This is a genomic window from Lysinibacillus sp. GW823-FHT06C08 (assembly GCF_058795135.1).
Window position 1 is genome coordinate 36,042 of the sequence record NZ_JBXAHN010000008.1, and the last position, 15,886, is coordinate 51,927.

General features: G+C 35.0%; 19 protein-coding genes and 2 pseudogenes. 16 read left to right on the top strand and 5 right to left on the bottom strand.

The annotated features are described in order from the left end of the window. Positions 1–27 precede the first annotated feature (27 nt). Complete coding sequence (locus AC1Q6O_RS17255; protein ID WP_089987252.1) at positions 28–591, bottom strand: DUF7010 family protein; 564 nt, start codon at positions 589–591, stop codon at positions 28–30. Between the two features lie 320 nt (positions 592–911). Between AC1Q6O_RS17255 and AC1Q6O_RS17260 the strand changes: the two genes are divergently transcribed. From AC1Q6O_RS17260 to AC1Q6O_RS17270, 3 genes are all read left to right on the top strand, one after another. Continuing rightward, on the top strand, positions 912–1,073 hold the full coding sequence (locus AC1Q6O_RS17260; protein ID WP_155269804.1) for a hypothetical protein: 162 nt from the start codon (positions 912–914) through the stop codon (positions 1,071–1,073). Positions 1,074–1,401: 328 nt separating this feature from the next. Then, complete coding sequence (locus AC1Q6O_RS17265; protein ID WP_089987253.1) at positions 1,402–1,608, top strand: hypothetical protein; 207 nt, start codon at positions 1,402–1,404, stop codon at positions 1,606–1,608. Positions 1,609–2,078: 470 nt separating this feature from the next. Beyond that, positions 2,079–2,360: a hypothetical protein gene (locus tag AC1Q6O_RS17270; RefSeq protein ID WP_128472294.1), complete on the top strand. Its 282-nt coding sequence runs from the start codon at positions 2,079–2,081 to the stop codon at positions 2,358–2,360. A gap of 240 nt (positions 2,361–2,600) precedes the next feature. On the opposite strand, the gene AC1Q6O_RS17275 is transcribed toward AC1Q6O_RS17270, so the two are convergent. Then, positions 2,601–3,956, bottom strand: a complete 1,356-nt coding sequence (locus AC1Q6O_RS17275; protein WP_342551128.1) for a lytic polysaccharide monooxygenase — start codon at positions 3,954–3,956, stop codon at positions 2,601–2,603. A 1,367-nt stretch (positions 3,957–5,323) separates the two neighbouring features. On the opposite strand from AC1Q6O_RS17275, the gene AC1Q6O_RS17280 reads away from it, so the two are divergent. Continuing rightward, positions 5,324–6,043: a hypothetical protein gene (locus tag AC1Q6O_RS17280; protein ID WP_089987255.1), complete on the top strand. Its 720-nt coding sequence runs from the start codon at positions 5,324–5,326 to the stop codon at positions 6,041–6,043. A 180-nt stretch (positions 6,044–6,223) separates the two neighbouring features. On the opposite strand, the gene AC1Q6O_RS17285 is transcribed toward AC1Q6O_RS17280, so the two are convergent. Further along, complete coding sequence (locus tag AC1Q6O_RS17285) at positions 6,224–6,763, bottom strand: hypothetical protein (RefSeq protein WP_089987256.1); 540 nt, start codon at positions 6,761–6,763, stop codon at positions 6,224–6,226. Between the two features lie 225 nt (positions 6,764–6,988). On the opposite strand from AC1Q6O_RS17285, the gene AC1Q6O_RS17290 reads away from it, so the two are divergent. The 10 genes and pseudogenes from AC1Q6O_RS17290 to lpdA all read left to right on the top strand — a co-directional run bounded on the left by AC1Q6O_RS17290 (position 6,989) and on the right by lpdA (position 13,345). Continuing rightward, positions 6,989–7,309: a helix-turn-helix domain-containing protein gene (locus AC1Q6O_RS17290; protein WP_107922698.1), complete on the top strand. Its 321-nt coding sequence runs from the start codon at positions 6,989–6,991 to the stop codon at positions 7,307–7,309. Between the two features lie 125 nt (positions 7,310–7,434). Then, entirely contained in the window at positions 7,435–8,307 is an 873-nt protein-coding gene (locus AC1Q6O_RS17295; RefSeq protein ID WP_089987257.1) for a GNAT family N-acetyltransferase, read from the top strand. 172 nt (positions 8,308–8,479) lie between these two features. Beyond that, a complete protein-coding gene (locus tag AC1Q6O_RS17300) occupies positions 8,480–8,614 on the top strand; it encodes a phage terminase small subunit-related protein (protein WP_107922697.1) in 135 nt (44 codons plus the stop codon). 12 nt (positions 8,615–8,626) lie between these two features. Continuing rightward, positions 8,627–9,238, top strand: a pseudogene (gene terS / locus AC1Q6O_RS17305) (phage terminase small subunit); the annotation flags it as partial. Then, positions 9,235–9,441 (top strand): annotated as a pseudogene (locus tag AC1Q6O_RS17310) (phage terminase large subunit); the annotation flags it as partial. The pseudogenes terS and AC1Q6O_RS17310, both read left to right, overlap by 4 nt. A gap of 259 nt (positions 9,442–9,700) precedes the next feature. Next, positions 9,701–9,988 (top strand): hypothetical protein, encoded by a 288-nt coding sequence (locus AC1Q6O_RS17315; protein WP_175445554.1) that lies wholly within the window; start codon positions 9,701–9,703, stop codon positions 9,986–9,988. A gap of 209 nt (positions 9,989–10,197) precedes the next feature. Further along, positions 10,198–10,359: a hypothetical protein gene (locus tag AC1Q6O_RS17320; RefSeq protein ID WP_237068888.1), complete on the top strand. Its 162-nt coding sequence runs from the start codon at positions 10,198–10,200 to the stop codon at positions 10,357–10,359. 71 nt (positions 10,360–10,430) lie between these two features. Then, entirely contained in the window at positions 10,431–11,024 is a 594-nt protein-coding gene (locus AC1Q6O_RS17325) for a TetR/AcrR family transcriptional regulator (RefSeq protein ID WP_008177378.1), read from the top strand. A gap of 67 nt (positions 11,025–11,091) precedes the next feature. After that, the gene (locus tag AC1Q6O_RS17330) at positions 11,092–11,964 is read left to right on the top strand and encodes an alpha/beta hydrolase (protein ID WP_043990298.1); all 873 of its coding nucleotides are present in this window, start codon (positions 11,092–11,094) and stop codon (positions 11,962–11,964) included. After that, positions 11,951–13,345: a dihydrolipoyl dehydrogenase gene (gene lpdA / locus AC1Q6O_RS17335; protein WP_008177380.1), complete on the top strand. Its 1,395-nt coding sequence runs from the start codon at positions 11,951–11,953 to the stop codon at positions 13,343–13,345. Before AC1Q6O_RS17330 ends, lpdA begins: the two co-directional genes overlap by 14 nt. Before the next feature lie 599 nt (positions 13,346–13,944). On the opposite strand, the gene AC1Q6O_RS17340 is transcribed toward lpdA, so the two are convergent. Beyond that, complete coding sequence (locus AC1Q6O_RS17340) at positions 13,945–14,214, bottom strand: tyrosine-type recombinase/integrase (RefSeq protein WP_492401918.1); 270 nt, start codon at positions 14,212–14,214, stop codon at positions 13,945–13,947. Between the two features lie 19 nt (positions 14,215–14,233). Further along, the gene (locus AC1Q6O_RS17345; protein WP_164908720.1) at positions 14,234–14,869 is read right to left on the bottom strand and encodes a site-specific integrase; all 636 of its coding nucleotides are present in this window, start codon (positions 14,867–14,869) and stop codon (positions 14,234–14,236) included. Positions 14,870–15,045: 176 nt separating this feature from the next. Between AC1Q6O_RS17345 and AC1Q6O_RS17350 the strand changes: the two genes are divergently transcribed. After that, the gene (locus AC1Q6O_RS17350; protein ID WP_492401821.1) at positions 15,046–15,135 is read left to right on the top strand and encodes a hypothetical protein; all 90 of its coding nucleotides are present in this window, start codon (positions 15,046–15,048) and stop codon (positions 15,133–15,135) included. Positions 15,136–15,185: 50 nt separating this feature from the next. Beyond that, complete coding sequence (locus AC1Q6O_RS17355) at positions 15,186–15,491, top strand: recombinase RecT (RefSeq protein WP_492401920.1); 306 nt, start codon at positions 15,186–15,188, stop codon at positions 15,489–15,491. Positions 15,492–15,886: the final 395 nt, after the last annotated feature.

Consider the following 15,886-nt stretch of genomic DNA (forward strand, 5'->3'; position numbering starts at 1 on the left):
TTACTTATATAGTTTCTTCTTTAAAAATCACCTTATAACAGATGACGATACTGATTTGGCTTTAAGTTCTCCTTGAATTAAAGCAACGCCAATCCCATACACAATCGAAATAGCTAAAGGTACAAGTGTGAAAGCATAATCAACAAAGAAACCACCTAAGATAAGGGCCGAAAAACAGGTTCCTAAAGTAACGAATAAATAGGCTTTACTTTTATAAATCCATATGTATGGAAGAAAATGAGAGCCTGCAAGTAAACCAATTGTGAAGGGAAGGTATTCAGGTATTTTCATATACACGATGATAAATACAGGTATATAAAAAGCTTGAGGAGCTGCCACTATTCCTCCTAAAACTCCTAGAGGATTGTCTGTAGAATTTAAACTGACGCCGAGAATTTTACCAATGAACATGCCAATAGGGAAAATAGCGCCCAAACCAAATATCCAAATTAAACGGACAGCCTCTATTGGAAGAACAAAATACATGAGGGTGAAAATTAAAAAGACTAGGACGCCAGATAGTAGAATGGGGAATCCTTTTTTCGTTTCAGCTATAAGCTCATTTTGTAAATTTACAAGAGTTTTACTCATAAATGTACCACCTTTCATAAAATGGGGAGAAGATATTATAGTATAACAGTTCATTATTGTATTTACCTTAATTATCTCAAAAATGGTATTTTTTTCTGATTATTTAGCGGGGGATATAGGGAAAAGGCAATGGAGGGAAAACGTAAAAAATCATTCAAATGAAGGGGTAGCCAGCATCGCATTCGTCAGTTGTTCTTCCATCACATTCTTTTGAAAACGAAACGTTCATAATCACAATATGAAGCATTTGGATATGTTATGATCAAATTTGTGAAAAATGTTTACGAACGGTCAGTATGTTAAATGAATTAGGGGGACAGATGATGGATAATCAATATTTCGTAGGTTGGGGTACATTAGCATTAATCAATGCTGGATTGGCGCAAGGGAAGAATAGAAGAGGGTTAAATTGGTTCTTACTTTCTCTTATATTAGGTCCAATCGCCACACTAATTTTGTTATTTGTTGAAAAGAGACCGTAATACACCTTCAGCATCGAGAATTCGCCAATGAAGGTTAAAAATTTTTTACCTTGTGGTGATTCTATTGATTTCAACTAGAAATAAAACTACTATGTTTTACGGGGAAATAAGTATAGAAATATTGTTGACGGATCGCCGTATGCGATGAAAGTCGCCTGTACGGTGAAGGCTCGTTATAAAGCATCTGAATGTATAAGACGAGAATAGCATTTTAGTAGGGCTAGATAAAACTTCTGTAAGTGGAACTAGTGCTAATTCAGTTACATTTGAAGTAGGAGAAGACATTTATCTTTCTCATAGTCTAATTAAAGTTATCGATGGATCTAATATGATTAGCCATTTTGATGACGACTCTCAAGATCTCATTACTTCTGCAATATGGAATGACACCGATAAATCTATCGTAGTTTTACTGGACAACAATGCAAGCATTGGTCAAAAAATTACATTTACAAAGGGCAATAAACAAAATTTATCTGGTAATAAAATGACAAGAGACATTATTGCAACATTCAACGGAGTTAATTGGGAATAAGAATGGACCTCACCTTATTAGGTGGGGTTTTTCTTTCATAAAATTTAAATGTCGTACAGAAAAGGTGAGGTTGATGATAAAAATTCAATTTTGGTAAAGGTTAAAAATTCTTTACCTTCTGAAAATCCTATACAACTACTTTTGATCCAAGTTAAATAAGTTTTTTTAATGTGGCCTCACCTATAATAATTAGGTGGGCTTTATTTTACCTCAGTTAGGCAACCTTAGTTATGTTGTTTATGGTATTAAGAAGGTTGAGTACGATTTTAAAGGTAAAGAGTTCTTTACCTTGTTGAAATTCTATTGAATATATTTAGAAATAAAACTACTATGTTTACGGGGAAATAAGTATAGAAGTATAGTTGACGGATCGCCGTATGCGATGAAAGTCGCCTGTACGGTGAAGGCTCGTTATAAAGCATCTAAATGTATAAGACGAGAATAGCGTGCCAGGTGCACCTTTAGTTACTTTGGGAACAACAAATAATAAAGATGGCTTTTCTGTATTATTTTCAGAAACAGTCCATATGCAATTGGCAGGATGGTCTGGCTTAATGGTACAAGAAGAATTTCGTCCTGATGAGACAGTTCCATACAATAACTTTGATTTTAAAGTGGACATCCATTCAACTACTGGTGAAATTAGCCTCCTATTTGGTGTTCAACAAGTAAATAGTACAATAAGCATATATAAAGCAATTTACAATGAAGTTTCTGAAACATGGAGTTTGGTAGAAATTACAGCTCCATAATTAATTTAGATGAACCTCAGCTGATGGGGTTATTTCTTACAGCAATAGTCTAAACGTTGCGGTGAAAACTCTTTTCAATCATCAAACGGTTTCTTCATTGAAATTATATGTAGCGAACTTGTTGTGTAATCTCCTTGGATTATTAGCGTGTAAAAAGCAGCTTGCATGCAAGCTGCTTTTACTTCAATAATTTCTATTGGAACAAAACGATACTGAATTCTCTTACTAGAAAACTAATTTTTATTTAATTTCTTTCCATAAAGACAAAGCGTTTATCCAATTTGGATCTCCATAGCCTTGATAGCTTTGAACCGCTTCATAATTCTTACCTTGATACTCTACCTTATCACCTTTTTTGTATGCCTTGAATGGACTCCATTGCTCATAAGAAGTACTTTGCTCTTTAGTTGTTACAGTTAAAATGGAACTTTTAATAGATTCATTCCCAGCTACATCTACAGCAGTTACTGCATATATATAGGAAGTATTTGATTGAAGATTCATATCCATAAATGATGTGATTGTTGAAGTCCCAACAGCAGTCATTTGTTCTTTTGTGGTCCCTCTATATATAACATAATGGTCAACGCCTACATTATCCTCTGAAGCACCCCACATTAAGTCGACACTTGAAGAAGTGATTCCCATTGTATGTAGTGAAGTTGGTTGAGTAGGCGATTCTGTATCTGGAGCAGCATGCAATGTTTCTACAACTAGAGATTCACTTACTGTAGAAACATTCCCAGCTGCATCTACTGCCTTTACTGAGTAAGTATATTTTGTATTGGAATTCAAATTTTTATCTGTGAATGTCGTTCCTGGAACAGTTGCAACTACTTTGCTATCACGTAATACTTGATATTCTTTCACACCTACATTATCTGTAGAAGGGTTCCATTTTAGCTCGGCACTAGTAGAAGTAACTTTTGTTGTATGTAATCCATTTGGCTGAGTTGGGGCTTCCGTATCTACATTGCCACCATTATTCACCAAATTTACATCAATCACATTATAGAACGCATTTGAAGTGTCAGCGACATCCCAAACGGCTAGGATCACGTGATAGCCACTACGATCTGTTGGCACATTAATAGTATGAGTTAAATTAGTCGATGCAGCAGAACCATTATGTGCTACAGTTCCAATTGGCTCAAGATCAGCGCGGGTTAATGGTTTATTAGGATTCCAATCATGTTTAGTAATATAATAGTGCCATTTGCTTGTTAAATGTGGTGCAGTATACTTCCATGTAAACGTATTGGGACCTCCCGTAATTGTATTCTTAAACCAGCGATCTGTCGTTTGTTGATCAAGGATACCACCAAAAAGACCTCCTGCAGATGCAATTTTTCCATCCATCGGTCCACTTTGCGGAAATCCTTTAGGCGCCTCTAGGCTCTGTGGTTCATACATTATGCTTCCACACATTAAGTTAAGTGCCCCATAATTTTGAGTACATAAGGCTGCACGGCTAGCTGGTTTTTCAACAAATCCATGTGCATATGCATTTGGAGCTGTCGAAATCCCTATGATTCCGGCTGCTAATAGGGCAGCACTCAGACCTTTTTTGCTTAATTTTGTAAATTTAGTGTTCATCATCCATCGTCTCCTTATTTTGAAATTGTATTGCGACTAGTATGATAGCAATAGATTAATAATTATTCAAACTACGGATAAATAATACAATAGTTTTATTTTACAAAAAAACATTTTTGTAATAATGTAGGTATAAAGTGCTTGTTTAGCTGAAAATGTTATTTTAATAAGCTAATTTCTATTAAAAAAAGCTATAAATTCTAATAAAATATTTAAATTTGTCTATTTTCGTACTAATTGATATTATTCCGAACTATACAGCCGATTGGGCTTGGAAAGCTCATTAGACATGTCAATAAAGGACAGACTAAGTTTCGCCCCGTAGTAACAAACCAATAGCATCCCAAGAAGTGGAAGAAGTGGCGCAATCACCGCAAAAAGTTGTATTTGGACTATAAAGAAAACCCATTTATGAGGTTACAGGGTAGAAGCAATAAGTTGAATAGGGGATATTAACTTGGGTGGTCATTAACTTTAGATGGCTTATTGCATGGATACGCAGCGTATATTTATGATGAAGATAGTGTTGATAGCTGGGTGACGGAAGTAACCCAATGTTTGGGCTCCCCAAGGGAAAATATTTAATTCGAATGCCTAAGTCTTTTCAAATGATATACCCTAATCAATTATCAAGGTCGTTGAGGATTATCAACTTTTTGTTAAGCAAATTCAACATGCAAGTCAAGGGATTTTAAAATATTTAGGTTTGACCCTACAAAAGAAGCAGAAGTCTGGAGAGAATTTCCTAATAAAGACGGCTTTGATACATATAGTACGGATTATCATTTTATCAGTGCTTTACAGGGTACTGATGAATTAGATTGGATTCGAATAGGAGAGGCATCCTTTGTACTTGCAAACGACTATGGAGATTAGAAAAATCGGATTATTCAAAATGTTTTTCAAAGCCCGTTGTAGAATTAGCTGTCAGAATAACAATGCCCCATATAGACATATAAAATGAAAATCACAAGTGCAATTGCAAAAAAATCTGTGAGTTCGGCTGTATTTATGTTGGAGACATTCAATAATGAAACAATGAAAATAGTGATTTTGAAGGTTTGAAAACTATCCCACTTAATCGTTTCATAAGCGTAATGATTTTTATTAACATCTGAAAAATTCCCAACTACAGTGTTAAAAAATGCCCAGCAATCAATTAATTTTGAGCCAGGGCATTTTTTAATGAACATATGTTAACGCTATCATTTTAGAAGATAACTACAATTTATCTACTTATTATAATGTCATTGTCCAATTTCCATCAGCTGATATATCAAAGAAATAAATTTAGCTATTGTAACTATCATTACAGCTCTGGTGAATTCTCCCCGAATTATGTATATTTGTGTATAAGGAGGGATTAGATGAAAAGAATTCTTCACCTAATAATCATTTCATTAGTTGGAATATATTTCTTGTATGGTTTATCTAGCACATTTTTAAACACCAAAGGATATAATGGTGCGGACATTATAATTTCAGCTATTGTATTGGTACTTGTTGCTCTATTTGGGGGATTTTTAATTCTACTTTATGGAAGAACCTATAGTGCTGAAGCTATAAAAGCACGCAAACAAAGAGAAGCTAATAGAAAGAGAGAACAATTTGATGCAGAGAGTAAAGTACTTGGTTCAAGAGCTCGACAACAACTTTTCAATGCAGATTTATGTATTAAAGTAAAACATACAGCTGGTTTACCAATTGCTGAAGGTGCTGAAATCTTTGTGTACAGATGCACAGATAAAGTCATTTTTGAAAGGGGTCAAGACACAATCGAGTTAGATATAAATAAAGTTACCGATATTCTAATAAAAACAGATGTTGAGATTCAAAAAAGTTGGGTAAGTAGTGCTGGAGGAGCTATAGCGGGGGATAATGTTTTTGGTTCGTTAGGTGCTATAATTGGTGGACGAGCAAAAGAAAAAACGAGCACTGTCATAGAAAAGTATTTAATTTTTGCTTATGAAAAGAATGATGGACAAAAATATATATCTTTGGAAGTTACTAATGAACCTAATGCAAACTTATTTAATTCAAATTATTACAATCTCTCCAATAACGAAAGAAGATTTACGAGTCTTTAGAGTGCCAAAATTGGTGCTCTTTTTTGTATTGGAAATTAGCTTTGAATAGTATAGAAAAGAATTGTAAATGCGGCTACAGATCAACAAAGACCAAGACAGCTAAATGATATGCCGTCGTGGTCTTAATTATAAAAAATTTCTTCTATATGTATTGTAAGAAATGATTTATAGATATCCATATTAATATTTCCTTTTTGTAATCAATCCAAATTCATAAATAGCTTCTAGCTTGCCATTATTAAATTCTAAACTTACCATAGAATTTTCTTCTACACCGTTTTTTCCTCTATAATTAAGTTTATTTTCATCTTTGTGCAATGCACCATATCCTACGATTTCTTTTACGGTATCTTCACTCATACCAATTTTGAGCTTTTGAAACATTTCGGGCGTAATGGTTGAAACTTGTTTTGTCGGTTTTACCTCTTCTGAAAAGATCATTTCTATCGATTGTCCGATTATCAATAACCCTATTATACTAATCAAAATTAAGGCGATTTTTTTAGGCCATTTTGATGGAGCTACCTCTCTATAATAATAGGTTTTGTTTTCTGACTCTCTGACTTTTTCTGAATGATTATATTCTAAATAAGTTTCTTTTTCTATTATTGTATAATCTTCTGAAACTGCACCACAATATTCACATACGTATATATCTATATTTTCTTTGTAGAATTTTTTATATGAATTTGCAGCTAAACAGTTAGGGCAATTTTTCATAAATCCCTCTCCTTAACTTTTGATGAGCCATTTACCATTTTAAGCAATCTTATTATGTGCGTACATAACGAAAAAGTATAGGTATTCACTAATTTTGCCTTCTAAATATACTAGTTTTTAACCTCTCAATCTCTTCTTCTAATTACTATTTTAGGAAACTCAGCATGAATTGTATAGTTGTAAATTGAGAATAAAAAATTAGACTAGTAAGGTGGGAGAAAACTGATGAATATTTTTGATCTCGTTGTTGCCATAGTTGGTGAGGATCCAGTGACATTACCGAAGGCTAGTGGAGGTACAAGTGATCAAGTGTATACAGAAGTACAACATCGTGTATATTCGCTAAATTATCGTATTAAGGAATATGAGCAAAAGATTGCGGAGGTGCATAACCGCATTCCATTTGTAGAAGGGGATAGAGAGGTTGAAGTCCTCCATAGATTACTAGATGGGAATAGCATGCGTTCAATTGGAAAGCAAATGAGATTATCTAGTATGACAATTTTTAGAGTAAGGAAGTATATTTTGAGTCAGATGATGAAGTAGCCGAAAGGTTACTTCTTTTTTGTTATTTTTAAAAGTATTGTTTCTTCAACTGAAGGAGCAATTTAGTTGAACAAGGGTAGATGGTAAATTATGATAAGAATAGAAATAAAGTAGGGGGATTTCTAATGTATACAGACAATAAAAAAGTTTTGAAATTAGTGGAATTTGATAAAAATGATGTCTTAGGCTTAGTAGAACTTTCTACATCAGTTGGCTGGGATTATGATGAACAGGAAATTAGAACTATTTTGTCATCTGGTAAAATATACGGACATAAAAATGCTGTGGGGAAAATTGTTTCGAGTGCTGCAATAATACCTTATGATACTGATTTAGCTTCAATAGGTATGGTTATTGTTAATGAAGAATATAGAGGTTTAGGCTTAGGGAAGAATGCTACTCAGAAGTGTATAGACAGTGTTTCTCAAAATACCTCTATAATGTTAATTTCAACAGATAATGGAAAACCTTTATATGAAAATTTGGGTTTTATTACTGTCGATTCTGTACATAAGTATTTAAGCGATAATTATATTCCAACTAGATTGTTTAATAATCTTCAAGAAATTACTCTAGAGAGCTACCAAGAGAAAGACATTAATGAAATTATTGAATTAGATTCAGCTGCATTTGGAGATAAGAGGGGGAATTTGCTTCTTAACAGGATAAATCAATCCAAACAATGTTTAGTTGTTAGAAATTTAAAGGGGAAGATTATTGGATTTGGAATATCTATATTAGGTCCAGAAAATCTATTAATAGGACCTATTGTAGCACCAAATTCACAAACAGCTGCTTTAATAATAGATGGGTTAGTTATTAATCATCAAGGAAAGATAAGGATTGATGTGTCATCCAGTAATGACGAGTTAATGTTCTTCTTGGAGAAAAGTGGATTTATTAAAGTTAGTAATCCTCCAATAATGATAAAGAACTCTATTAAAATGCCATATAGGAATAAAGAGTTGTTTGCTATTGCTGCACAAATTTTTGGTTAGGGATACCAACATCCGTATTCAACTAACAGAAGCTTTTAATAAAGTTGTTAATGTAACGTTTGGAACAAATATAACAAAAGGAACAAATGTAAAACATGTAGCATGTTTTGTGATAGGAAAAATATGATGTAAACTCGGAGGGAGGTCGGCGCGAGGTGGGGATGTATGAGATATGGCTAGACCAAGAAATCCGAAACGTGATGAAGCATTTCAAATGTGGCTTGAAAGCAAAGGGCAAATGCTCCTGAAGGATATTGCAGAGCAGTTAGAATTATCCGATTCGCAAATTCGAAAGTGGAAAAACTAAGATAAATGGGATGATCAATTGAAAGGTAACGTTACCAAATCCAATGGTAACGTTACTAAACGTAGTAGGGGTGCTCCTGTAGGCAACAACAATGCAAAGGGTTATGGTGCACCTAAGCAAAATAAGAATGCTGTTACACACGGTTTCTTTCAAAAGTTCCTGCCCGAAGTAACACTTGAAATCATGGAAGCCATGAACGAATGTTCTCCAGCTGATTTAATCTGGGATCAAATACAGATTCAGTATGCTGCAATCATAAGGGCACAACGAATCATGCACGTTACAGATAAAGGTGAAATGATTAAGGAGCTCAAAAAGGCAAAGTACGAATACTACCCACGTTCTAAGGAAGAAGGTGGTGGTGTGGAGCAAGCTACAATCGAAGAAGAATACAACTTGCAATTCGAAGGGGAACGACAGGCGCAACTACTCACTGCTCAATCGAGAGCAGTTGGGGAGTTGCGTTCTTCTATTCGTCAGTTTGTTGAGAGGGCAGATCAGGATGACGAGCTCAGGATTAAACTTGAGCAGATGCAGTTGAACATTGATAAGACTAAAGCTGAAATGGAAAAGCTTGATGAAAAAGGTGAAGGACCTATGGAAATTGTCATCAAGAGAAAGTGAGAAGGGATGATTTCCTATTCGACTGGAGTTGCAAAACTCAACTTTTAGTCGGTGGGTATGGTTCTTCTAAATCATATCGTGTGGCACTCAAAATACTTTTAAGGTTGTTAGAAGAAAAACGTACAGCTCTTGTCGTCCGTGAAGTTTACGATACGCATAGAGAAAGTATGTTTTCTTTGTTTACAGAGATCATAGAAGACTTAGGGTTATCTGGCTACATGCTTTATTACGCATGGTTGTAGATCATGAGAATAAGTGTGGTATGGGCTGGATGATTATGATGTTGCCAGTGTGAAAGGGGTCAATTCAAAATAAGGAAGTGGTACAGTGAACGAATACATTGCTTATATCGATGAGAAAGGCGTTACACCTCTTTTACTCGATAAGCTAATTTCAGAAACAAAAGCAGAACGTAACAAATGATTACTCTACTACAATTGGTATAAAGCTGAACTATTAGCAGTGCCAATTTTAACACGTAAACCAACCGATTATGCGCAAGGTAATGACCATGTAGTTCGTGTTGACGACAAGGTGAACAATACTCTTAATAATCCTTTAGATGCTGAAATAATAGATACAAAGGTTGGCCACATGTTCGGTAATCCAATTTCATACGTAGTAAACAAGCAAGTTCAAAGTCTCTCTATGTTTCAGTTGATGATAAAGAGGTTATTTAAGCAATTCCTTTCAATCGTAACGCTTGGCATTGCGGAGACGGCGGTGGCAGTAATGATCCTAACACTTTAAAGAAAGGTAATCGTATTTCTATTGAGGTAGAAATTTGCTACAGCAAAAGTGGTGGTGTTCGTAATGGAGTTGCAGAAGAAAATGCAGTTCAGGCATTTCAACATTATTGAAACAGTATGGCTGGGTATTGAGCGAGTGAAGAAGTACCAGGATTGGTCAGGGAATATTGTTCACATCGAAAATTAAGTGAAGAACGGTGGGATAGTTTCTTGAAACGAATTGAAAATGCTATGAATGAGAAAAATGATTTAATTGAAAAGGATGATGATACTATGAAATTTACTAACAAAACACTTAAAGCTGCAGTTCGTGACTATCTCAAACAAGCAGTGTACAAAAAGCTGATTGATAAATCACATCTTGCATGTTAAATAGTTGTTGAAATTATATTCAAGTTCTTATATATTAAAAGAGACTAAAGAGTATCTTTTTGGAGGTTTAAATGAAAAAAGGTGAATTAACTAGGCGCAATATTATTCGAAAATCTTCTGCGATTTTTAACAAAAAAGGTTACATGACAACAACGATGAGTGACATTATTCAGGAAACAAATATTCAAAAAGGGGGGATATATCGACACTTTAAGGATAAAGAGCAGTTGATGGTTGAGTCTTTTCATTTTTCAACTGAAATCATGCAGGAGCATTTAAAGATGAGTGTTTCAATACACGAACATGCAACAGATAAATTAATCGCATTTGTGGAGGCTTTTCTACAATTAAGTTCAGGAAAACCCATAGTAGGTGGATGTCCTATTTTTAACGCAGCTATAGAAATGGATGATTTAGAAGGGAGTACATTACTGCCATCGATCAAAGAAGCTATGGATATGTTGATAATGTGGATAATGAATATTATAGAGGATGGAATTAAGCATCAGGAGTTGAAGCAGTCAGTGCAGCCGTACGACACTGCGATTTATATTGTGTCAACACTTGAAGGCGGGCTCGTCTTAGATAGATTAAAGAATGATGGACAATTAACAGAGATCATAATAAATAATTTGAGGCAATATATCGCAATGATTGCTAACTAGCGGCATTAAAGCCGTCTTTTTTATAATCAAAAAGAGACCGTTTGGTATCTTGTGTGGAGGTGTTTTTATGAAATATTTCTTATTCGTTGCTTTCATAACAATTATTTTCTCTCTAAGGAGATATATCATTCTTCATATTTTTACACCGAAAATGAAAGAGTGTAAAAAATACCCGAATTCGACTTATGAAAACATTGAAATAGAACTCGGCATTGGGACAGTTCGAGGATGGCTTATTAAAAGTGAGCAGGCAAGAGGTTGTTTTCTACTGATTCACGGGTGGAGCTCTAATAAATCAGACATGTTGCGGTATGTCGATCCCTTATTAGCTAACGGTTATGACGTAATAATTGTGGATGTTATTGGTCATGGGGAAAGTGAGTCAAAACAAAAACAAGTAAGTATTGCATCGTTTGTTCAAAGTATAACATCAACGATAGATTATGTATGGACGAGACCAGATATTAATAGTAATGCGATCTACGTTTTAGGACATTCAATGGGGGGGATTGCTGCAAGTATTGTGAATTCTACAGATTTTAGGTTACAAGCACTTATTACCGATTCAATGCCTACATCATTAAAAAGTATTAGCAAATCAATGGCAGAGAAAGTAAAAATACCGTATATTCCTTTTGGCTGGCTATTTGTCAGTTGGTTTTTATTACGGGGAGGTGTTTTTTTAAAAGCAAGAAGAGAATGGTGTTTAGAAAATATATTAAAAACACAACAGTCCCCAGCTCTAGCCATACACTCAATTAAGGACAAAAAAGTGCCTATTTCAAATGTGGATGTCCTAATAAAAGATAGTAATTTTAAACAAGTAATTAAAGTTGTAACAAAAGGTCACCATAATTGTGTGAAAGATGAATTTTTTTGGGATAATGTTTTTCATTTTATAACAAGTAATGAGGGGGAAATAATAGATGAAGTATATTGATACACTTGTGATTGGTGCAGGCCCAGGAGGATACGTGGCGGCTATCCGTGCTTCTCAAATGAAGCAAAACGTAACAATTGTAGAGCGAGAGTATTTAGGAGGAGTTTGCTCAAATGTCGGCTGTATCCCATCAAAAGTACTGATTTCAGTAGGTCACCGTTTTGAGCAAGCAAAGCATTCAGATGATATGGGTGTTGTTGCACAAGGAATAAAACTTGACTGGACAAAAGTGCAAGAATTCAAAAAAGGCGTAGTTTCTAAATTAGTAGGTGGTGTTGAAAGTCTATTAAAAGGCAACAAAATTGATATCGTGAAAGGTGAAGCATCCTTCATAGATGCAAACACTGTACGTGTCATCGACGGCGACAACTCACAAACTTACACATTCAAAAATGCAGTCCTTGCGACAGGTTCTCGACCAGTTGAAATTCCAACATTCAAATTCACTGAACGCGTAATCAACTCAACTGGTGCACTTTCTTTACTAGAAGTACCACAAAAATTAGTTGTTATTGGTGGTGGTTATATCGGTACTGAGCTAGGATCTGCTTACGCTAACTTAGGTTCTCAAGTAACAATCATTGAAGGTGGCAAAGACATCTTAGCTGGTTTTGAAAAGCAAATGACACAAGTTGTGAAAAAAGGCTTAAAGAAAAAAGGCGTGGAAGTTATTGTTGGCGCATCAGCTAAAGGCGTGGAAGAAAATGAAAACGGCGTAGTTGTAACGTATGAAGCTGGTGGAGAAGAAAAAACAGTTGAAGCGAACTATGTATTAGTCACTGTAGGCCGTCGTCCAAATACAGATGAAATGGGTCTTGAAGCAGTAGGCATCAAATTCGCAGAACGAGGTTTATTAAAAGTTGACAAACAATGCCGTACTTCAGTACCCAATATTTATGCAATTGGCGATATCATATCTGGCCCACAACTTGCGCATAAAGCTTCTTATGAAGGTAAAGTAGCTGCAGAAGCAATTGCTGGCGAAAAGTCAATCGTAGATTACTTAGCAATCCCGGCTGTCTGCTTTACGGATCCAGAACTTGCAACTGTTGGCTACAATGAAAAGCAAGCAAAAGCAGAAGGTATCGAGGTGAAAGTAGCAAAATTCCCATTTGCTGCAAACGGCCGCACATTAACTTTAAACACAGCAGAAGGTTTTGTGAAACTTGTTGTACGCAAAAAAGATGAGGTATTAATCGGTGCTCAAATCGTAGGTGATGGTGCATCTGATATGATTGCTGAGATGGGTCTTGCAATCGAAACGGGCATGACTGCTAAAGATATATCTTTAACACTTCACGCTCACCCAACTTTAGGTGAGATTACAAGGGAAGCTGCTGAGGTAATTATAGGGAGGCAAACTCATATTATGAAAGCATAATTTTGCTTTAATAGAAAGTTTGATCAAAGATACTAATCTTCCTGCTAAATGAACAAAAAGAAAAAGTTAGTAAAAGTTTATCCTTTGAGAATGAATTGTATCAACACTGGTAGATGTTGTCATTATAATAAAAAGAATATAAAAATCACTCTCATTAAGAGAAGTGATTTTTATATTTTTAGCACCTGCCCAGCATCTTTCGTTTTTTAATGTTTGTTCCCGAGTGTACCCCAATTAAGCAGTGTACAACTGGTAAAAAAGGAAACCAACATTTTTTAAAAATATTTTTTTGATCTAATTTTAAATCTTCGTAGAAATACATATTTTAACTTCTTCTAATCAATAGAGCAAAAACCACAGCAAATCAACATTTTTACGCTATAATGTAGGACGAGGTGAAGAAAATGTTTGTGAGTGAAAAACAGATTGAGATTCGATATGCAGAGACAGACCAAATGGGCGTTATCTACCATGCGAACTACATCATTTGGATGGAAAAAAGAATAAAACGTTGATATATAAGGGAGGGGAGGGGTCACAGTAAAAGCGAACCACAAAAAGTACCCCAATTTGATGAGAAATCGCTATTAACTTTTATTTTATCCATTTGCAAACTGGTTCATTAGATCGATAGATTTAATTTCGTCTTTTTCAAATGAATGTACATATACTTTTAATATAGTATTTGAGTTATCTCCAAGTATTTTTGCCACTGTAACAAGTGTTTCCCCACGTGCCAGTAAAATGGAAGCAACTGTATGTCTTAATCCATGTGGAAAAATTCTTCTTAAGTTATATTTAGTACAAATCATGTCTAATGCATCTTCAACATAAGTTAATCCTATTGGATTACAACCTTGTCGTGAAATGAAAACAAAATCCTCGTCTTTATGGCATGCTGTTTTCCCATTTCTTCTTTATACACCAGGCTTTATAAATTTTTAACTGCGAATATAATTCATTATTCATACTTACTTTTCGATAACCGTTATCGCTTTTTGGCGGACCAAGACCTGTTCTTGTTCTAGCTTTGTTTATCGTAATAGATTTTGCTTTAAAATCAAGGTCATTCCATGTTATTCCCATCATTTCGCCTTTACGCATTCCGGTCATTGCTAAAGTAAGAATAGCAGTATATCTAGTAGTAGGATCGTTATCTTTCACGCATGATAGAAAAGTTTTTAATTCTTCCTCAGTATAAAAATTTGCTTTATCCCCAGTAGGTGCGGCGCTAAAATCCATCTTCGTAAAACAATCTTTCGGCTGGATTTCTTCCTCGACAGCATATGAAACAGCTGACTTAAAAACTCTAAATATCTCCTGTATGGTTGCACGTTTTAACTTATAAGAAACCAATTTATCAATTAATTCCCTTTGAAGAGTCATTTTTGTGGGTTTTTGTAACTTGTGATTGCCGATAGGTGGTTTTATATGATTGTTATATGACTCTTGATAATGTATATACGTACCAGGACGCCATACACTTTTCTTCATATCAAGCAAAGTCACAAAATCAAGTATCAAAGCAAGCTTCTCCTGAAACATCCTGAAATGCTTTGTTAAAAAATGGGACCTGAAATCCAACATGCTTTACCAAAACACATGGATGCTGATCGCATTGCTCGAATCGCTTTAACAGCAGTTCGAACATAACTCCTAAATTACTAGACTGCGACCAATTCAGTCTTCTAGCTGCACTTATGCAATCTGCTCAATTAGGAGTGGAGCCAAACACAGGGCTAGGACAAGCCTATCTAATCCCATACGGCAAACAAGTTAGTTCCTATTAGGTTATAAAGGCTTAATCGATTTAGCAGTACGTAGTGGGCAATACAAGGCAATTTATGCATATGAAGTTTTCCAAGAAGATGAATTTTCTTACTCAAACGGATTACACAAAGATCTTGTTCATGTTCCGTCTCAAAACCCACAGGGTGAACCAATCGGTTACTACGCTGTATACCACTTGAAAAATGGTGGATACGACTTTGTTTACTGGACAAGAGAACGTGTTGAAAAGCATGCTCACAAGTTCTCACAAGCAGTTCAGAAAGGTTGGACAAGCCCTTGGAAAACCAATTATGACGCGATGGCTAAGAAAACTGTACTGAAAGAAGTATTGAAATATGCTCCTAAGTCAATCTAGGTTGATGAAACGATTAAAACAGAGGTTTCCGAGGATATGAGCGATGTTATCGATGTTACGGATTACTCAGTTATTGAAGATGAACTAACTCAAGAGGAATTGATCATTGAACAGTAACGTACCCCACAAAGTCCTTCTGCCTGCTTGGATATTTCAACAGGCGAAGGATAACGATGAAATCAGACGCTTGGTACTGGAATACATGACTAGGTATCCAAACTATAGAGTTATCAAAGTTAGTGGTAGTTTTGCGGTTTGTGAGAAGTTAGAGAGCTTTTTATAGAAGCTCTCCATACTACATTACTTTTCTAACTTTTCAGCAATTCTTAATAGAATTTCAGTTTGTTCTTTTTGAATATTAATGATTTTAAGCACGAACCAGACTATAAATACTA

Bases quoted from the DNA above. Each gene is read 5' to 3' on its own strand.
- AC1Q6O_RS17255 (WP_089987252.1), bottom strand. From the start codon at position 591: ATGAGTAAAACTCTTGTAAATTTACAAAATGAGCTTATAGCTGAAACG.
- AC1Q6O_RS17260 (WP_155269804.1), top strand. From the start codon at position 912: ATGATGGATAATCAATATTTCGTAGGTTGGGGTACATTAGCATTAATC.
- AC1Q6O_RS17265 (WP_089987253.1), top strand. From the start codon at position 1,402: ATGATTAGCCATTTTGATGACGACTCTCAAGATCTCATTACTTCTGCA.
- AC1Q6O_RS17275 (WP_342551128.1), bottom strand. From the start codon at position 3,956: ATGAACACTAAATTTACAAAATTAAGCAAAAAAGGTCTGAGTGCTGCC.
- AC1Q6O_RS17280 (WP_089987255.1), top strand. From the start codon at position 5,324: ATGAAAAGAATTCTTCACCTAATAATCATTTCATTAGTTGGAATATAT.
- AC1Q6O_RS17285 (WP_089987256.1), bottom strand. From the start codon at position 6,763: ATGAAAAATTGCCCTAACTGTTTAGCTGCAAATTCATATAAAAAATTC.
- AC1Q6O_RS17290 (WP_107922698.1), top strand. From the start codon at position 6,989: ATGAATATTTTTGATCTCGTTGTTGCCATAGTTGGTGAGGATCCAGTG.
- AC1Q6O_RS17295 (WP_089987257.1), top strand. From the start codon at position 7,435: ATGTATACAGACAATAAAAAAGTTTTGAAATTAGTGGAATTTGATAAA.
- AC1Q6O_RS17300 (WP_107922697.1), top strand. From the start codon at position 8,480: ATGGCTAGACCAAGAAATCCGAAACGTGATGAAGCATTTCAAATGTGG.
- AC1Q6O_RS17325 (WP_008177378.1), top strand. From the start codon at position 10,431: ATGAAAAAAGGTGAATTAACTAGGCGCAATATTATTCGAAAATCTTCT.
- AC1Q6O_RS17330 (WP_043990298.1), top strand. From the start codon at position 11,092: ATGAAATATTTCTTATTCGTTGCTTTCATAACAATTATTTTCTCTCTA.
- lpdA (WP_008177380.1), top strand. From the start codon at position 11,951: ATGAAGTATATTGATACACTTGTGATTGGTGCAGGCCCAGGAGGATAC.
- AC1Q6O_RS17350 (WP_492401821.1), top strand. From the start codon at position 15,046: ATGCAATCTGCTCAATTAGGAGTGGAGCCAAACACAGGGCTAGGACAA.